16 protein-coding genes are annotated in these 15,319 nt (G+C 66.8%); 10 read left to right on the top strand and 6 right to left on the bottom strand.

Annotated elements, in window-relative coordinates:
• Positions 1–66: 66 nt before the first annotated feature.
• The 6 genes from TEP_RS01495 to TEP_RS01470 are packed head-to-tail and all read left to right on the top strand — an operon-like array spanning position 67 to position 5,971.
• Positions 67–2,895 (top strand): monovalent cation/H+ antiporter subunit A, encoded by a 2,829-nt coding sequence (locus tag TEP_RS01495; protein WP_132823874.1) that lies wholly within the window; start codon positions 67–69, stop codon positions 2,893–2,895.
• On the top strand, positions 2,895–3,272 hold the full coding sequence (locus TEP_RS01490) for a Na+/H+ antiporter subunit C (RefSeq protein WP_132823872.1): 378 nt from the start codon (positions 2,895–2,897) through the stop codon (positions 3,270–3,272). The genes TEP_RS01495 and TEP_RS01490 overlap by 1 nt, the downstream gene beginning before the upstream one ends.
• Complete coding sequence (locus tag TEP_RS01485; RefSeq protein ID WP_132823870.1) at positions 3,269–4,804, top strand: monovalent cation/H+ antiporter subunit D; 1,536 nt, start codon at positions 3,269–3,271, stop codon at positions 4,802–4,804. Before TEP_RS01490 ends, TEP_RS01485 begins: the two co-directional genes overlap by 4 nt.
• On the top strand, positions 4,801–5,307 hold the full coding sequence (locus TEP_RS01480; protein ID WP_093818195.1) for a Na+/H+ antiporter subunit E: 507 nt from the start codon (positions 4,801–4,803) through the stop codon (positions 5,305–5,307). Before TEP_RS01485 ends, TEP_RS01480 begins: the two co-directional genes overlap by 4 nt.
• The gene (locus TEP_RS01475) at positions 5,304–5,588 is read left to right on the top strand and encodes a K+/H+ antiporter subunit F (RefSeq protein WP_025874598.1); all 285 of its coding nucleotides are present in this window, start codon (positions 5,304–5,306) and stop codon (positions 5,586–5,588) included. Before TEP_RS01480 ends, TEP_RS01475 begins: the two co-directional genes overlap by 4 nt.
• Positions 5,585–5,971 (top strand): Na+/H+ antiporter subunit G, encoded by a 387-nt coding sequence (locus TEP_RS01470; RefSeq protein ID WP_025874597.1) that lies wholly within the window; start codon positions 5,585–5,587, stop codon positions 5,969–5,971. The genes TEP_RS01475 and TEP_RS01470 overlap by 4 nt, the downstream gene beginning before the upstream one ends.
• Before the next feature lie 108 nt (positions 5,972–6,079).
• Here TEP_RS01470 and TEP_RS01465 read toward each other — a convergent pair whose 3' ends face one another.
• Together TEP_RS01465 and TEP_RS01460 are read right to left on the bottom strand one after the other, a co-directional pair.
• Positions 6,080–7,039, bottom strand: a complete 960-nt coding sequence (locus TEP_RS01465; protein WP_132823868.1) for a sodium:calcium antiporter — start codon at positions 7,037–7,039, stop codon at positions 6,080–6,082.
• Between the two features lie 73 nt (positions 7,040–7,112).
• Positions 7,113–7,757 (bottom strand): hypothetical protein, encoded by a 645-nt coding sequence (locus tag TEP_RS01460; RefSeq protein ID WP_025874595.1) that lies wholly within the window; start codon positions 7,755–7,757, stop codon positions 7,113–7,115.
• A 124-nt stretch (positions 7,758–7,881) separates the two neighbouring features.
• Between TEP_RS01460 and TEP_RS01455 the strand changes: the two genes are divergently transcribed.
• Positions 7,882–8,418: a hypothetical protein gene (locus tag TEP_RS01455; RefSeq protein ID WP_132823866.1), complete on the top strand. Its 537-nt coding sequence runs from the start codon at positions 7,882–7,884 to the stop codon at positions 8,416–8,418.
• A gap of 124 nt (positions 8,419–8,542) precedes the next feature.
• Here TEP_RS01455 and hmgA read toward each other — a convergent pair whose 3' ends face one another.
• Both hmgA and hppD read right to left on the bottom strand, forming a co-directional pair.
• On the bottom strand, positions 8,543–9,841 hold the full coding sequence (hmgA, locus tag TEP_RS01450; RefSeq protein ID WP_032976636.1) for a homogentisate 1,2-dioxygenase: 1,299 nt from the start codon (positions 9,839–9,841) through the stop codon (positions 8,543–8,545).
• 77 nt (positions 9,842–9,918) lie between these two features.
• Complete coding sequence (gene hppD / locus TEP_RS01445) at positions 9,919–11,031, bottom strand: 4-hydroxyphenylpyruvate dioxygenase (protein ID WP_206140165.1); 1,113 nt, start codon at positions 11,029–11,031, stop codon at positions 9,919–9,921.
• Positions 11,032–11,160: 129 nt separating this feature from the next.
• Between hppD and TEP_RS01440 the strand changes: the two genes are divergently transcribed.
• The 3 genes from TEP_RS01440 to TEP_RS01430 all read left to right on the top strand — a co-directional run bounded on the left by TEP_RS01440 (position 11,161) and on the right by TEP_RS01430 (position 13,504).
• On the top strand, positions 11,161–11,655 hold the full coding sequence (locus TEP_RS01440) for a MarR family winged helix-turn-helix transcriptional regulator (protein ID WP_132823864.1): 495 nt from the start codon (positions 11,161–11,163) through the stop codon (positions 11,653–11,655).
• 540 nt (positions 11,656–12,195) lie between these two features.
• Entirely contained in the window at positions 12,196–12,423 is a 228-nt protein-coding gene (locus TEP_RS01435; RefSeq protein ID WP_033832409.1) for a hypothetical protein, read from the top strand.
• Positions 12,424–12,442: 19 nt separating this feature from the next.
• Complete coding sequence (locus TEP_RS01430; protein WP_132823863.1) at positions 12,443–13,504, top strand: PDDEXK nuclease domain-containing protein; 1,062 nt, start codon at positions 12,443–12,445, stop codon at positions 13,502–13,504.
• Between the two features lie 54 nt (positions 13,505–13,558).
• Here TEP_RS01430 and TEP_RS01425 read toward each other — a convergent pair whose 3' ends face one another.
• Both TEP_RS01425 and TEP_RS01420 read right to left on the bottom strand, forming a co-directional pair.
• Positions 13,559–14,698 (bottom strand): hypothetical protein, encoded by a 1,140-nt coding sequence (locus tag TEP_RS01425; protein WP_132823861.1) that lies wholly within the window; start codon positions 14,696–14,698, stop codon positions 13,559–13,561.
• Positions 14,699–14,817: 119 nt separating this feature from the next.
• A partial coding sequence (locus TEP_RS01420) for a thioredoxin family protein (RefSeq protein ID WP_132826418.1) occupies positions 14,818–15,319 on the bottom strand: 502 nt, incomplete at its 5' end.

Here is a 15,319-nt window from a genome sequence, read left to right as displayed (position 1 = left end):
GGGTTTCGGCGACATTTGGCAGCCTGTTATGCTCCCTGACCTGCTCGTGAATCATGGATTCCCTGCATGCTCCCCAGCCTGCCCCTGCTGCTGGCCCTGCCGTTCCTGATGGCAGTGGCTGTCGCAGCCTTCCCCCGTAGTTCGCGCTCGACTGCTGCCTGGCTGGCGGCGCTGGCGCCGTTGGGGGGGCTGGCGATCCTCGCCTGGCTGACCCCTTCGGTGCTTGATGGCCAGGTGGTGCGCACGATGGTGCCGTGGCTGCCACAGATCGGCCTGGACTTCACCCTGCGCCTGGATGGCCTGGCCTGGATGTTCGCCGGACTGGTGCTGGGCATCGGCGCACTGGTGGTGCTGTATGCGCGCTACTACCTCAGCAGCCAGGACAACGCGCACCGCTTCTATACCTACCTGTTGCTGTTCATGGGCGCCATGCTGGGCATGGTGCTGTCGGGCAACCTGTTGCTGCTGATGGTCTTCTGGGAAATGACCAGCATCAGCTCGTTCCTGCTGATCGGTTTCTGGTCGCACCGCCAGGACGCGCGCGAGGGCGCGCGGATGGCGCTGGTGATCACCGGTGGCGGCGGCCTGGCGCTGCTGGCCGGCGTGCTGCTGATCGGCCGCATCGTCGGCAGCTTCGACCTGGACGTGGTGCTGGCCGCCGGCGAGCAGATCCGCGCCAGCGCGCTGTACCCCTATGCCCTGTTCCTGGTGCTGGCGGGCATCTTCACCAAGAGCGCGCAGTTCCCGTTCCACTTCTGGCTGCCGCACGCGATGGCCGCGCCCACCCCGGTGTCGGCCTACCTGCACTCGGCCACCATGGTGAAGGCGGGCGTCTTCTTGCTGGCGCGCCTGCATCCGGCATTGGCCGGCAGCGATCTGTTCTTCTACACGGTCAGCGGCATCGGTGCGATCACCCTGCTGATCGGTGCCTGGAACGCGATCTTCCAGCATGACCTGAAGGGCCTGCTGGCCTATTCGACGATCTCGCACCTGGGCCTGATCACCCTGCTGTTCGGCCTGTCCACGCCGATGGCGGTGGTCGCCGGCGTGTTCCACATCATCAACCACGCCACCTTCAAGGCCTCGCTGTTCATGGCCGCCGGCATCATCGACCACGAGACCGGCACCCGTGACATGCGCAAGCTCGGTGGCCTGCGCAGGCTGATGCCGTTCACCAGCGCGCTGGCGATCATCGCCTCGCTGGCGATGGCCGGCATCCCGCTGCTCAACGGCTTCCTGTCCAAGGAAATGCTGTTCGCCGAAGCGCTCTCGGCGGGCGGCACCGACACCATGCGCACGGCGGTGTCGATCGCCGCGCTGCTGGCCGGTGTGTTCGGCGTGGCCTACAGCCTGCGCTTCGTGCACGACACGTTCTTCGGCAAGGGCCCGCATGGCCTGGACCGCGTGCCGCACGAGCCGCCGCGCTGGATGAAGGTACCGGTGGAAATCCTGGTGGTGATCTGCGTGGCGGTGGGTATCGCCCCGGCCGTGACCGTAGCCCCGGTATTGCACGCGGCAGCCGCCTCGATCCTCGGCAGCGCGATGCCCGAGTACAACCTGTCGATCTGGCATGGCTTCAACCTGCCGCTGGCGATGAGCGCCGCTGGCGTGGTCGGTGGCGTGGCCCTCTACTTCGGCCTGCGCAAGCTGATCGATCTGCATGCGGTAACCAACACCACGCCGGGACGCAACGTCTTCCACCACCAGTTGGACCTGCTGTCGGCCGGTGCGCAGCGGTTGACCGCCGGCATCGCCAACGGCAGCCTGCAGCGCATGCTGCTGGGCCTGGTGCTGGTGGCGATCGTGGTCGCCGCCGCGCCCTACATCGCCAACCCGGCCTCGCCGGAATGGACCGGACCGCAGCCGATACCGCTGCTGGGCTGGGCGTTGTGGCTGGTGATGATGTCCTGCGCGGTGGCGACCCTGCGCATGTACAAGCAGCGCCTGCTGGCCGTGCTGCTGGTCGGCGGCGTCGGCCTGATGGTGGCGCTGACCTTCGTGTTCCTGTCCGCACCGGACCTGGCGCTGACCCAGCTGCTGGTGGAGATGGTGACCCTGGTGCTGATGCTGCTGGGCATGAACTACCTGCCGGCACAGTCCGGCCCGGAGCGGCCGCGCTGGCGCAAGCGCCGTGATGCGCTGATCGCGATCGTGGCCGGTGCCGGCCTGGGCGCGCTGGCCTACAGCGCGATGACCCTGCCGCCGAACACCATGGCCGGCGAGCTGCTTGCCCGCGCCCTGCCCGAGGCGTACGGCCAGAACGTGGTCAACGTGATCCTGGTCGACTTCCGTGGCTTCGATACCTTCGGCGAGATCACCGTGTTCGGCATTGCCGCACTGGTCGTGCATGCGCTGCTGCGGCGCACGCGGATGGCGCCGGAGCAGATCATGCCCGGTCCGCCGATCAAGCTGCCGGTGCCGGCCGATCTGGCCCAGATCATGTTCCCGCTGACCCTGACGGTCTCCATCTTCCTGTTCCTGCGCGGCCACAACGCGCCGGGCGGCGGCTTCATCGCCGGCCTGGTGCTGGCGGTGCCGCTGCTGATCCAGTACGTGATCCAGGGCACCGCCTCGGTGGAGTCACGTTTCGGCTTCGACTACATCCGCTGCATCGGCATCGGACTGCTGATCGCCATCCTCAGTGGCGCCGCGTCGATGCTGTTCGGCGTGCCGTTCCTGACCAGCGGCCACCTGGACCTGCACCTGCCGTTGATCGGCGATGTACCGCTGGCCAGCGCGATTGGTTTTGATATCGGCGTGTACCTGGTGGTGTTCGGTGGCGCGATGCTGATGCTGTCGATGATGGCCACCGTCAAACCCTCGCGGACGCGCACCGCGCGCAAGGGCGAGATCGACCTGCAACGCCGCTCGGCACGAACGGGGGAGATGCACTGATGGAACTGGCCCTGGCCTCTGCGATCGGCGTGCTGACCGCCATCGGCATCTACCTGCTGCTGCGCGCGCGCAGCTTCGATGTGATCCTCGGCATGACCTTCCTGTCCTACGCCACCAACCTGCTGATCTTCGCCGGTGGCCGCGTGGTGCAGGGCAAGGCGCCGGTGCTGCAGGAAGGGGTGGAAAGCCACCTGGGCAACTACACCGATCCGCTGCCGCAGGCGCTGGTGCTGACCGCCATCGTCATTGCCTTTGCGATGACCGCCGTCAGCATCGTGCTGGCCATGCGCAGCCGCAGCGACAACCACAGTGACCACGTGGACGCGCACGAGCCGGACGACGATGCACCGCCGCGCCGGGATGAGGACCGCGCATGAATCATCTGGTGATCCTGCCGATCCTGGTACCGCTGCTCGGCGCTGCGTTGTCGCTGTTCGTTGAACACCGCCGCTATGGGCCAAAGGTGCAGCGCGCCGTGGCGTGGACCGCGCTGGGCGCGCTGGCGGTGGTGGTCGGGGTGTTGTTCGCCGACACCGCAGGCGGCGACATCCGCGTGTACCTGCTGGGTGACTGGCCGTCGCGCCTGGGCATCGCACTGGTGGCCGACCGGCTGTCGGCGTGGATGCTGCTGACCACCCTGCTGCTGGCCATCCCCTGCCTGCTGCATGCGTGTTCGGGTTGGGACCGGCGCGCACCGCACTTCCATGCGCTGTTCCAGTTCCAGCTGGTCGGCCTCAACGGCGCCTTCCTGACCGGCGACATCTTCAACCTGTTCGTGTTCTTCGAGGTGATGCTGATCGCCTCCTACGGCCTGCTGCTCAGTGGCGGCCGTGGCCTGCGCATGCGCATCGGCCTGCACTACGTGGTGTTCAACGTCACCGCCTCGACCCTGTTCCTGATCGCACTGGGCCTGCTGTACGCCTCGCTGGGTTCATTGAACATGGCCGAGCTGTCGCAGCGCATCGCCGAAGTGCCGCCTGCGCAGCTGACCCTGGTGAAGGCGACGATGGGCCTGTTGCTGCTGGTGTTCTGTGCCAAGGCCGCGCTGATGCCGCTGTACCTGTGGCTGCCCGAATCGTATGCGCGTGCGCCGGCGGCGGTGGCGGCGCTGTTTGCGGTCATGACCAAGGTGGGCCTGTATGCCGTGCTGCGCATCCAGATGCTGTGGTTCGGCGAGGATGCGGGGGCGATGGCCGGCTACGGCCGCGACTGGCTGCTGTGGGCCGGCGTAGCGACGCTGGTGCTGGGTGGCCTGGGCGCGTTGGCCGCCGCGCGCCTGCGCGTGCTGATTTCGTATCTGGTGATCGTCTCGGCGGCCACGTTGTTCATCGCCTTTTCGGTGGGCACGCCTCAGGTGCTGTCGGCTGGCCTGTACTACCTGCCGCACAGCAGCTTCGTCGCCGCCGCACTGTTCCTGGTCGCCGACCTGATCCGACGCCGTCGTGGCGGCGCCAGCGACCGCAAGGAAGTGATCGCACCGATGCCCGGCAAGGAGACCCCGGCCGTGCTGTTCCTGATTGCGGCGGTGTCGGTGGCCGGCCTGCCGCCGCTGTCCGGCTTCCTGGCCAAGGCCGCACTCTTGGCCGGCATGCCGGCGCAGTACACCGGCGCGGTGTGGACTGCAGTGCTGGTCAGCAGCCTGCTGGTCATCATGGGCCTGACCCGCGGCGGCATCCGCCTGTTCTGGCGCGTGCCGCTGCCCGATCCCGATGCACCGCCACCGCGCAAGGCACCACTGCGCCGTGTGGAGCTGTTTGCCGCCTGCATCCTGCTGGCGTACGGCATCGGCATGACCTTGTTCGCTGCCCCGCTGATGCAGCACACCGACGCCATCGCCACCCAGCTGCTGCATCCGGGCGACTACGTGCAGCAGCTGCGCGCGACCACGCCGGAGATCCGCCAGCCATGACCGCCAAGCGTTCCCCGATCCGCCGCCTGCTGCCCTCGCCCGCGCTGAGCGTGATGGTGGTGGTGTTCTGGCTGTTGATGTCCGACAGCTTCACGCTCGGCCAGTTCCTGCTGGGCCTGCTGCTGGGCGTGGTCATTCCGCTGTTCGCCGCGCGCCTGGACCGCGAGTTCGCCCGCATCGGCACCCTGCGGCCGCTGCCGAAGCTGCTGTTGGTGACCCTGTGGGACATCCTGATGTCCAACATCCGCGTGGCCATCCAGGTACTGGGCCCGGAAAAGAACATCCACCCTGGTTTCATCTGGCTGCCGCTGGACATCGCCAACATCCACGGCATCGCCGCGCTGACCAGCATGATCACCCTGACCCCCGGCACGGTGTCGGCCGCCCTCAGCGACGACCGCAAATTCCTGCTGGTGCACGTGCTGCACCTGGAAGACCCGCAGGAGCTGATCGACACGATCAAGCGCCGTTATGAAGCCCCGTTGATGGAGATCTTCCCATGACTGGATTCCAGATCATCCAGACCACCCTGGTGGTGTGCATGCACGTGGTCGGCCTGGCCATGCTGCTGGCCACCTGGCGCCTGCTGCGCGGGCCGACCGTGCCCGACCGCATCCTTGCACTGGATACGCTGTCGGTGACCGCCATCGCCGAGTTGATGCTGTTCGGCATGTACCTCAATTCGGCGATCTACTTCGAGGCGGCACTGATCATCGCCATGCTCGGCTTCGGCAGCACCGTGGTGCTGAGCAAGTTCGTGCTGCGCCGGGACATCGTCGAATGATCACCTTCATCCAGATCGCGCTGTCGATCCTGCTGCTGTTCGGCTGCTTCTTCATCCTGGTCGGCGCACTGGGCCTGGTGAAGCTGTCCACCTTCTTCAAGCGCCTGCACGCACCGACCAAGGCCAGCACGCTGGGCGTGGGCTGCGTGCTGGTGTGCTCGGTGTGCTACCACATCTTCCTGGGCCAGGACCCGCAGCCGCGCGAGCTGCTGATCACCGTGTTCCTGTTCATCACCGCACCGATCAGCGCGCACCTGATGGCCAAGGCCGCACTGTCGCTGCTGATGGAAACGCGCCCCAGCCTGCCGGGCAACGAGCGTGCCGAAGACGAGCAGCTGCCCCCGCCGGAACCGGAGCGGGAAGAGGAAACCACCGCGCGTTGACGGTGGGTGCCGACCGTTGGTCGGCACGACCCCGGATAACCGCCAGTAGAGCCAGGCCATGCCTGGCTGCGAGTTCGCCGAGGTTGCCGGCCAGCGGCCGGCACTACCTCAGACCGGTGTGACCAGCGCGATTTCCAGCCCCAGCCAGGCCACGAACGCGCCCAGCAGCACCGCACCTTCGATGCGGCTGATGCGCAGGTCGCCGCGCAGCATCGGGTACAGCACCAGTGCGAAGGCCAGCAGCGCCGGCAGTTCCAGGCGCACGAACGAGGCTGGCAACGCCAGCGGCTGCAGCAGCCCCATCGCACCGATCACCAGCATCAGGTTGACCACGCTGGAGCCGAGCACGTGGCCCAGCACCATGTCGCCGTGACCACGGCGTGCTGCCGCGACCGCGGCCGCCACCTCCGGCAACGCAGTGCCGATCGCCACCGGCAGCAGACCCACCAGCAGCGGCGTCCAGCCCAGCGCGGCGCCGAAATCAGCGGCGGCACCGACCACCAGGCGCGCGCCCCAATACAACGCCAGTGCGGCAACCAGCAGGCGCAGCACGTTCAACGGCAGGCTGGTGCGGCTCAGGGCCGACTCGGCAATGATCGCCTGTACCTCGGCGCTCTCATGGCGTCCGCGACGCAGCAGCAGCAACTGCACCACCACGAACCCGGCCACCAGCACGCCGGCCTCCCAGCGCAGCAGGCGGCCATCGAGTCCGAACACGATCAGCAGCAGGCCCGCGGCCAGCAGCCCCCACCACAGCACGGCCTGCAGGCGCGCGCGCAGCAGCAACGGCGAGACCATCGCGGCCACCGCCAGGGTCAGGCCGAGGTTGACCACGCTGCTGCCGACGGCATTGCCCAAGGCCAGCTCCGGCTGGCCCACCACCAGCGCGCGGGCGTTGACCGCCAGCTCCGGCAGCGAGGTGGTGATACCCAGCAACAGCAGGCCTGCGGTGAATGCACTGGCGCCGAAACGCTGCGCCAGGCCGGACACGGCTTTGACGATGGAGTCCCCACCCAGGGCCAGCAACAGCAGGCCGAGCAGGAACCAGGCAATGGCAATAGCGATCATCGGGCGCTCCCCAGCGGTCGTGGCGCGATTCTACGCTCGGCCCACCCGCGGCGGGTGAGCCGAGGATGGCCGATCAGCCGCAGCCTTCGGCGTAGTCCACCTGCGGGGTCCTGCCGACCCGCCAGGCGCCGACCTTGCCGTCAGCGCCGAGGGCGAAATCGATGATCGCCGCTCCGTCCTGCGCCGGGCGCACGCGCAGGTGCTGGGCCTTGTCGTCGTACTTGTCAGGACCGACGTCGGCGCGCTCGGGATAGAGCACCTGCAGCTCGCCCAGGGTCATGCCGACCCGGCCGCCACCGGGAGCGACGATGGACGGGCTGCGTACATCGTAGCGGACCAGCTTGCGCGCCTCGAACATCAGGCGCGGGTCTTCGGCCCCCTGCGGGCGCAGGAAATAGCAGCCTTCATTGGCATCGTCGGCAGGCAGCGGCTTGCCCGTGGCGTCGGTACCCAGACCCTGCAAGGGGGTGCCGAAGCCACTGCGGACCTCGGCGATGCCTGCGCCCAGCGTGGCGCCGCCGAAGCCATCCAGGCGTGCCGGGCTGTCGCTGCGCGGATCCACCGGCGAAGCGGTGGCCAGGTCGGCGTCGGCGGGAACGGAGGCATCCTTCGCCGGTGCGGTGGCCGCGGGCGGCGCTGCCGGTGCGGCGGTGTCGGGACTACGGTTGCAGGCGGCCAACGACAACAGCAGCAGGCCGGCCATCGGGAGATGCTTCATCGGTGCGTATCCTTGGCACAGGGTGGGTGCACGCTACCGCAGCCGGCGTGCAGGCGCTGCATTGTCATCGCGGTTTCATCGCCCTCATTCAGGCTCGGCGAGCACCGACTTGGCTGTCCTCCCCATGCAACCGCGCAAGACCGACCTCGCCCGAACCGCGCTGCAGGCCCACCGCGCACCGCTGGACATGCGCCAGCGACGCCTGCTGATCCTCTGTGATGGCCAGCGCAGCATCGCCGAGCTGACCGCACTGCTGGGGCAGGACGCGGCAGCGATGGTGATCCAGCTGATCCAAGGCGGCTACCTGGTGACCGCTGCGGACACACCCGCCTCCACGCCACCTGCGCCAGTTGCGATGACGGCTCCGCTGGCGCCGTCAGTCACTGCCGCTTCTGCCGCGCCGGTCGAGCGCCGCCGCTCGCTGGTTGCCGCGCGCATCTATGTGCTGGGGATCCTGGAGATGCAGCGGCATCCCAACGCCGCGGCGCTGTTCCGCGACCTGCAGCAGGCGCGTGCCGAAGGCGAGGTGCTGCGGGTGATGCAATCGGCGCTGCAGGTGCTGCCGGCGCTGACCTCGGAAGGGTACTGCCAGCGCGTGCGGCAGCGGCTGATGGAGGCGCTGCCGGTGGAGCATTGCAGCGCGTTCGCGGCCATTGCCTGAACCGGCGAACAGCATCCACGCATGGCGTGGATCTACTACATCACGTGCCCGGATGGATCCACGTTACGCGTACACGCGATATCGCGATTCCCGGTAGATCCACGCCATGCGTGGATGCAGACGATCAACGGAAATTGTTGCGCAGGCCGTTCCAGCACTGCTGGTAATCGCCCTGCCGGTGGCTTGCTGCCAGCGCCTGCGCGGTCGGGCGGATCACCCCACGGGTCTCGAACATGAAGGCCATGGTGTCCTTGATCACATCCGGCTTGGACAGGTCCGCATTGGAGGCCTTGTCGAAGGTCGGGGCATCCGGACCGTGGCCGCTCATGCAGTTGTGCAACGACGCGCCACCCGGTACGAAGCCTTCGGCCTTGGCGTCGTAGGCACCATGCACAAGGCCCATGAACTCGCTGGCGATGTTGCGGTGGAACCACGGCGGACGGAACGTGTTCTGCGCCACCAGCCAGCGCGGCGGGAAGATCGCAAAGTCCATGTTGCTGGTGCCCGGGGTGTCGCTGGGCGAGTGCAGCACCAGGAAGATCGATGGATCCGGGTGGTCGTGGCTGATCGAACCGATGGTGTTGAAGCGGCGCAGATCATAGCGGTACGGCGCGTAGTTACCGTGCCAGGCGACCACGTCCAGCGGCGAATGATTGATCGGGGCGCGCCACAGGCGGCCGTCGAACTTGGCAATCAGTTCGAAATCGCCGTCGACGTCTTCGAACGCGGCATGCGGGGTCTCGAAATCACGCGGATTGGCCAGGCCGTTGGAACCGATCGGGCCCAGGTCGGGCAGCTTCAGCAGTGCGCCGAAGTTCTCGCAGATGTAGCCGCGGCTCGGGCCATCCGGCAGCTCAACGCGGAAGCGCACGCCGCGCGGGATCACCGCGATCTGCTGCGGTTCGATCTCGATCACGCCGAGCTCGGTCAGCAGGCGCAGGCTGCCCAGCTGCGGCACGATCAGCAGTTCGCCGTCGGCGTCGTAGAAGTAGCGGCCGACCATGTCACGGTTGGCCGCGTACAGATGGATGCCGACACCGGCATGCGCGTCGGGCGAACCGTTGCCGCCCATCGTGTACAGGCCTTCGACGAAATCGGTGGGCAGTTCCGGCAGCGGCAGCGGGCTCCAGCGCAGCTGGTTCGGCGACGCCGGCTGTGCACTGAAATCGCACTGCAGCTGCGATTGCGCGAAGGGAGTGAACTCGCCGTGGGTAACCGCCGGACGGATCCGGTACAGCCAGCTGCGGCGGTTGCTGCCGCGCGGTGCGGTGAACGCGGTACCGGTCAGCTGCTCGGCATACAGGCCATGGGCCACCTTCTGCGGCGAGTTCTGGCCGACGGGCAGCGCACCGGGCACGGCCTCGCTGGCGAACTCGTTGCCGAAACCGGACTGGTAGCCGCGGGCGGTGATGGAGGGGGACATGGAGGTTCCTGGAAGCCTTGGGGAAGCCGCCGGGCATGGCCCGGCGCTACCGGTGGGAGGGTGCCGTGGTGGAAACCTTACAGCACGCCGCGGCGGATCTGGTCGCGTTCGATGCTCTCGAACAGCGCGGTGAAGTTGCCTTCGCCGAAGCCTTCGTTGCCCTTGCGCTGGATGATCTCGAAGAAGATCGGGCCGATGCAGTTCTGGGTGAAGATCTGCAGCAGCTTGCGCTGGTGGGTTTCCGGGTCGGCATCGATCAGGATCTTGTTCTTCGCCAGGCGGGCGACATCCTCACCGTGATTGGGCACGCGCTGGTCGATCACATCGAAGTAGGTCTCCGGCGTGTCGAGGAAATCCACGCCCTGCGCGCGCATGGCTTCGACCGTTTCGTAGATGTTCTCGGTGAAGCAGGCGATGTGCTGGATGCCCTCGCCCTTGTACGCGTCCAGGTACTCGTTGATCTGGCTCTTCGGGTCGGACGATTCGTTCAGCGGAATGCGCACGATGCCGTCCGGCGCGGTCATCGCCTTGGACACCAGGCCGGTCTTCAGGCCCTTGATGTCGAAGTAGCGGATCTCGCGGAAGTTGAACAAGCGCTCGTAGTAGTCCGACCACTGCTGCATGTTGCCGAAGTACAGGTTGTGGGTCAGGTGGTCGATGAAGGTCAGGCCGAAGCCCTTCGGGCGCAGCTCGGCGCCGGCGATCGGCTCGTAGTCGCCGTCATAGATGCTCCCCGAGGCGCCGTAGCGATCCACCAGGTACAGCATGCAGTCACCGATGCCCTTGATGACCGGGGCGTTGACCGCCCTGCTTTCCGGCTTGAAGGCGATGGCTTCGGCGCCATTGCCCAGCGCGGTCTGGTAGACCTCCGCGCCCGGCTTCTTGAAGCGGATGGCGAAGCCGCAGGCGCACGGGCCGTGCTTTTCAGCGAAGTCGGCGGCGAACGAATCGGGGTCTTCATTGACCAGGAAGTTGACGTCGCCCTGACGATAGACGGTAATCGGACGCTGCTTGTGCTTGAGCACCGCGCTGAAGCCCATCTTGCGGAAGTACTCGTGCAGCTCGGCACCACGGCCGGCCGGTGCGGCGAATTCGACGAACTCGAAGCCGTCGATGCCCATCGGGTTTTCGAAGGTGGTGACCTGCATGCCGGGGTTGGGATGCGAGGCGGACGGGACTGCGGTATTCATGGCGTGGCTCCGAATCGGTGCCGCATCGGCACAAACCAGGTGCGGGCGGGGTTGGACCCGGCGAGAATGCAGGGTACGGACCCGACACTTATAGTTACACTTGAAACCACCAGCAAGGTGCACCGCAACATGAGCCCCGCCGATCCCGTTTCCACCCGCCTGCGTGCCTCCCACGTCCTGCTCGACCTGGAACAGTTCCTGCCGTACCGGCTGAGCGTGCTGTCCAACCGGGTCAGCGGCAACATCGCCAAGCTGTACGGCGACCGCTATGGCCTGGCCATTCCGGAGTGGCGGGTGATCACCATCCTGGCGCTGTACCCCGGGTCGTCGGCCAGCGAGGTCTCCGACCGCATCGCGATGGACAAGGTCGCGGTCAGCCGCGCGGTGGCCCGCCTGCTGGAGCGCGGTTTCATCAAGCGTGAGACGCATGGCGATGACCGCCGCCGTTCGGTGTTGGCGCTGTCGGCGGCGGGGTTCGAGGTCTACGAGACGATCGCGCCGATGGTGATCGAGATCACCCGTAAGTTGATGTCGGTGCTGAGCGAGGAAGAAGAGCAGGTACTGGAGAAGCTGATCCTGCGCCTGGCCGGCGATGGCCTGGAGCGGATGGGCGAAGGGGTCTGACCCCGGGGCGGCGCCCCCCGCCGCCGCTCTTGGTAGGTGTCGACCTTGGTCGACACATGGATCCACGCCAGGCGTGGATGATGTCGCGGGCTGCGCTGTGAGGGATCCGGCGCAGGCCATTGATGACGTGCAGCGCGCGGTGTTCATGGCCCGCCGACGAACGGTCTTTCGGCCGGGTTCGACTCAACGTGTCGCGTTTACCACCTGATGTTTCGGCATCGGGCCGGTAGAGTCCTGACCGACAGAGCGGCTGTATCGACATTCGCGTATCGAGTGGCATTGCCTATTGGACTACCGGTCCCATCGGTCCGAGGGTAGGCGCGCAGCGGAGCACCGCTGCCGGGGTTGAAAGCCCGTCACTCAAACGCGTAACGACGCTGCACCCATGGTGCCCATCTTACGGTGGGCGCCATTCTGCAGCCGGGTCTGCCTTATGGCGGGCGGTGCGTGGGGCCTGGTGCCCACCGTTTTCGCGTTTGAGCGGTCTTTCAACCACGCATCGCCTGCCGCCTTCCCGGCGGCCCGCTACGGAGCTTCGCCATGACACGCCCCCATCACCCCACCACCGGGCCCATCGACCGCGATGCCGACCTGCAGCGCATCGATGAGGCCTTGGCCACATTGGAAACCGTCACCGAGGCCTGGCTTGAGCATCATCGCCTGAAGGCCTGCCAGCCAGGCCTGCTGCTGTCGTTGAACCGGCTGCTTGACCTGACCAGTCTCGCCAAGGGCTATGCCAGTGCGTTGCGGGTGATTGCCGAGCCCTGACCCTGATGGAAAGCACCTCATGGATGACACACCGCGCCCCACCCTGCCGCATACCAACGACCTGCTGGCTGATATCCGGACACTGATATCCACGGCCCGCGCCGGAATGGTCAGGACCGTCAATGCCGAACTGACGCTGCTTTACTGGCGTATAGGACGTCGCATCCATGTCGATCAGATGGGTGGACATCGGGCACGCTATGGGGAGGTCCTGTTCAAGCGCATCGCAAGAACGCTGTCTACCGAGTTCGGCGGCTCGTTCGGTGAAAAGAGCCTGCGCAGGATGGTGCAGTTCTCCATCGCATTTGCCGACGAGCAGATTGTCGTATCACTGCTACGACAATTGAGCTGGACCCATTTCATCGCGCTGATTCCGCTGTCTGATCCACTCAAACGCGACTTCTACGCCCAGATGGCCAGCACGGAAGGCTGGAGTGTCCGCATGTTGCGCCAGCGCATCGATTCGATGCTGTACGAACGCACAGCACTCTCCAGCCAGCCCGAACAGACAATCGCCAATGAGCTGTCGGCGTTGCGCAGGAACCAGCAGCTCTCCCCGGGCTTGGTCCTGCGCGACCCGTACGTACTGGATTTTCTCGGGTTGAAGGACTGCTGGGACGAACAGGAACTGGAAGGCGCCATCCTGCGTGAAATGCAGGGGTTCCTGCTTGAACTCGGGGCAGGCTTCAGTTTCGTCGCCCGCCAGAAACGCATCCAGATCGACGACGATGACTTCCATCTCGACCTGTTGTTCTACAACCGCCGCCTGCGCAGGCTGGTGGCCGTCGAATTGAAGATGGGTGACTTCAAGCCAGCGTACAAGGGCCAGATGGAGCTCTATCTGCGTTGGCTGGATCGTTATGAACGAGAGGAAGGTGAAGAGGCGCCGCTGGGCATCATCCTTTGCACAGGCAAGAAGGCAGGCCAGATCGAGTTGCTGGAGCTGGACCGCTCAGGCATCCATGTGGCGGAGTACCTGACCTCCCTTCCCTCCCGGGAAGTCCTCAAGCAACGACTGCAGGCCGCCACCGAGCGTGCCCGGCAACGCATGGAACTCACTGCTGAAGACATCGATCCCTAGCCTCCACTCAGCAAGGATCGACAGATCCACGCCATGCGTGGATGACCCACTCGATCAGCTCAGATGCTTGCGCCGCGCATGGATCCACGGCACCGCAAGCGCGCCGATGGCGCCACCTGCAAAGCCCAGCGATGCGGCGACAGTGGCCGCTTCGACTGCCCCGGGCAACGCCAGTGCGGCAGTCACCAGCAGCAGCGACGGCAGGCCGACGAAGGTGCCCAGGAAAAACGGCCAGCGTGGCGACCAGGTGTTGAGCTGCAGCAGGCTGACCGGCTGCCAGGCTTCGGACGAGGCATCTTCGGCGATCTTCGCCACCACTCTGCCCAGATCCACTTCCGGCAGCAGCCTGCCTGGACGGGCGGCGGCAATCGCCTCGGCCACGGCCTCGACGGGCGGGAAGCTGCCTGGCCACGCCACCGGTGCGGGCACGCCATAGGCGGTCAGCAGCGGCACGCTCAGCCATGGCGCCACCAGCGGACGCAGCCTGCGCCGCCCATGCACACACCAGATCTGCGGCTGGCCGTGTGCGGTCACGCTGTACAACGCCAGCTCGCTCGGCGGCGGGTAGCCCAGCATGGTCACCCGGGCCGCCAGGCTGTCCTGGTCCATCGCACGCAGGAAGCCGGGGCGGCTGCGCCCTTCCTGCATCCAGGCCAGGCCAAGCGCGCCGACCAGATAAGCCTCGGCGACATCCTTGCTGCCCGCGTTGGCGCGGTCATCACTGGCCAGGTACCAGGCCAGCGACTTTGGCTCGGGTACGTCGGCCAGGCCCCAGCGGCTGTCGTCGCCCAGTACATGGCGCACCGGCAGGCGGGCCGGTGCGGTTTCACCACGCTCAGCGGGCTGCAGGAACGGCAGCACGCCCTGCACGAAACTGGCCAGGTCGATCGCACGCACGCCGTTGCCGTGCCATTCCGGCGGCAGCAGGCCGGCCAGCTGTCCCTCGGCGGCGAGTCGGTCCAGCCGCGCCTTCTGTTCCACCAGCTTCTGCACCGCGCCTTTCAGCACCACGTTGTCGGGCAGGGCAATCTGCGGCAGCCGATGCCGCGGCGGTGCCAACTCCAGCGCGTCGTCGCCGGTGCCGGCGTCGTCCAGCAGGGCTTCCTGCGCAGGCAGGCTCACGCCATCGGGTGCCTCTCCTTCGGCCAACGGGCTGGCAGGTTCGGGCAGGCGTTCGGCGTGGTCGCTGTGCATGGGCGCTCCGGTCGCGCCGGATGGCGCAGTGAGGTCCTTGCCATTAACGGCCGAAGGGTAATGATCTGTAGATCCACGCCGCGCGTGGATGTCCGGACAGCGGGCGGGAGGCCCGGGCGCTACCGGTCAGGCGCCCATTGTTTGAGGAACGCCATCACGCGTGCGGTCTGCACGGTCTTGCCCTTGCGCATCGCTTCGCTGGGCTGCGGCGCCAGCAGGGTGCCGTCGGCATCGATCACCAGCAGGTGCGGGTGCTCGCCTTCGAGCGGCGGGAACTGGCCGAGGAACGCCGCGTTCGGGTTCTCGGCGCTGTCGTTGACCTTCACCCACACGTAGTGGGCATCACGGAAGCGGCGCAGATCGCCATTGCCTTCCACAGCTTCATCCAGCGCATGGCAGGGCTCGCACGCGGCGTTGCCCACTTCGAGGATGATGCGTTTGTTGCCGCGCTGGGCCTCGACCTTGGCCGTTTCCAGGTCGGCAACGGGATTGCGGGCCGGGTCGAACTGCGCGCCAAGCCCGGCAATGGCGGCGATGTCGGCCGCCGCCGGGGTGTTGCCCGAGGCCACCGGTTCGCTGGGGTCAGCGACCGGTGGCTCGGTGGGGCGGGTGTCGAGGGGC

Source organism: Stenotrophomonas sp. TEPEL, assembly GCF_004348785.1.
Lineage (GTDB): Bacteria > Pseudomonadota > Gammaproteobacteria > Xanthomonadales > Xanthomonadaceae > Stenotrophomonas > Stenotrophomonas indicatrix.
Note: the sequence above shows the minus strand (reverse complement) of the source record. Positions and strands in the feature narration are given on the sequence as shown.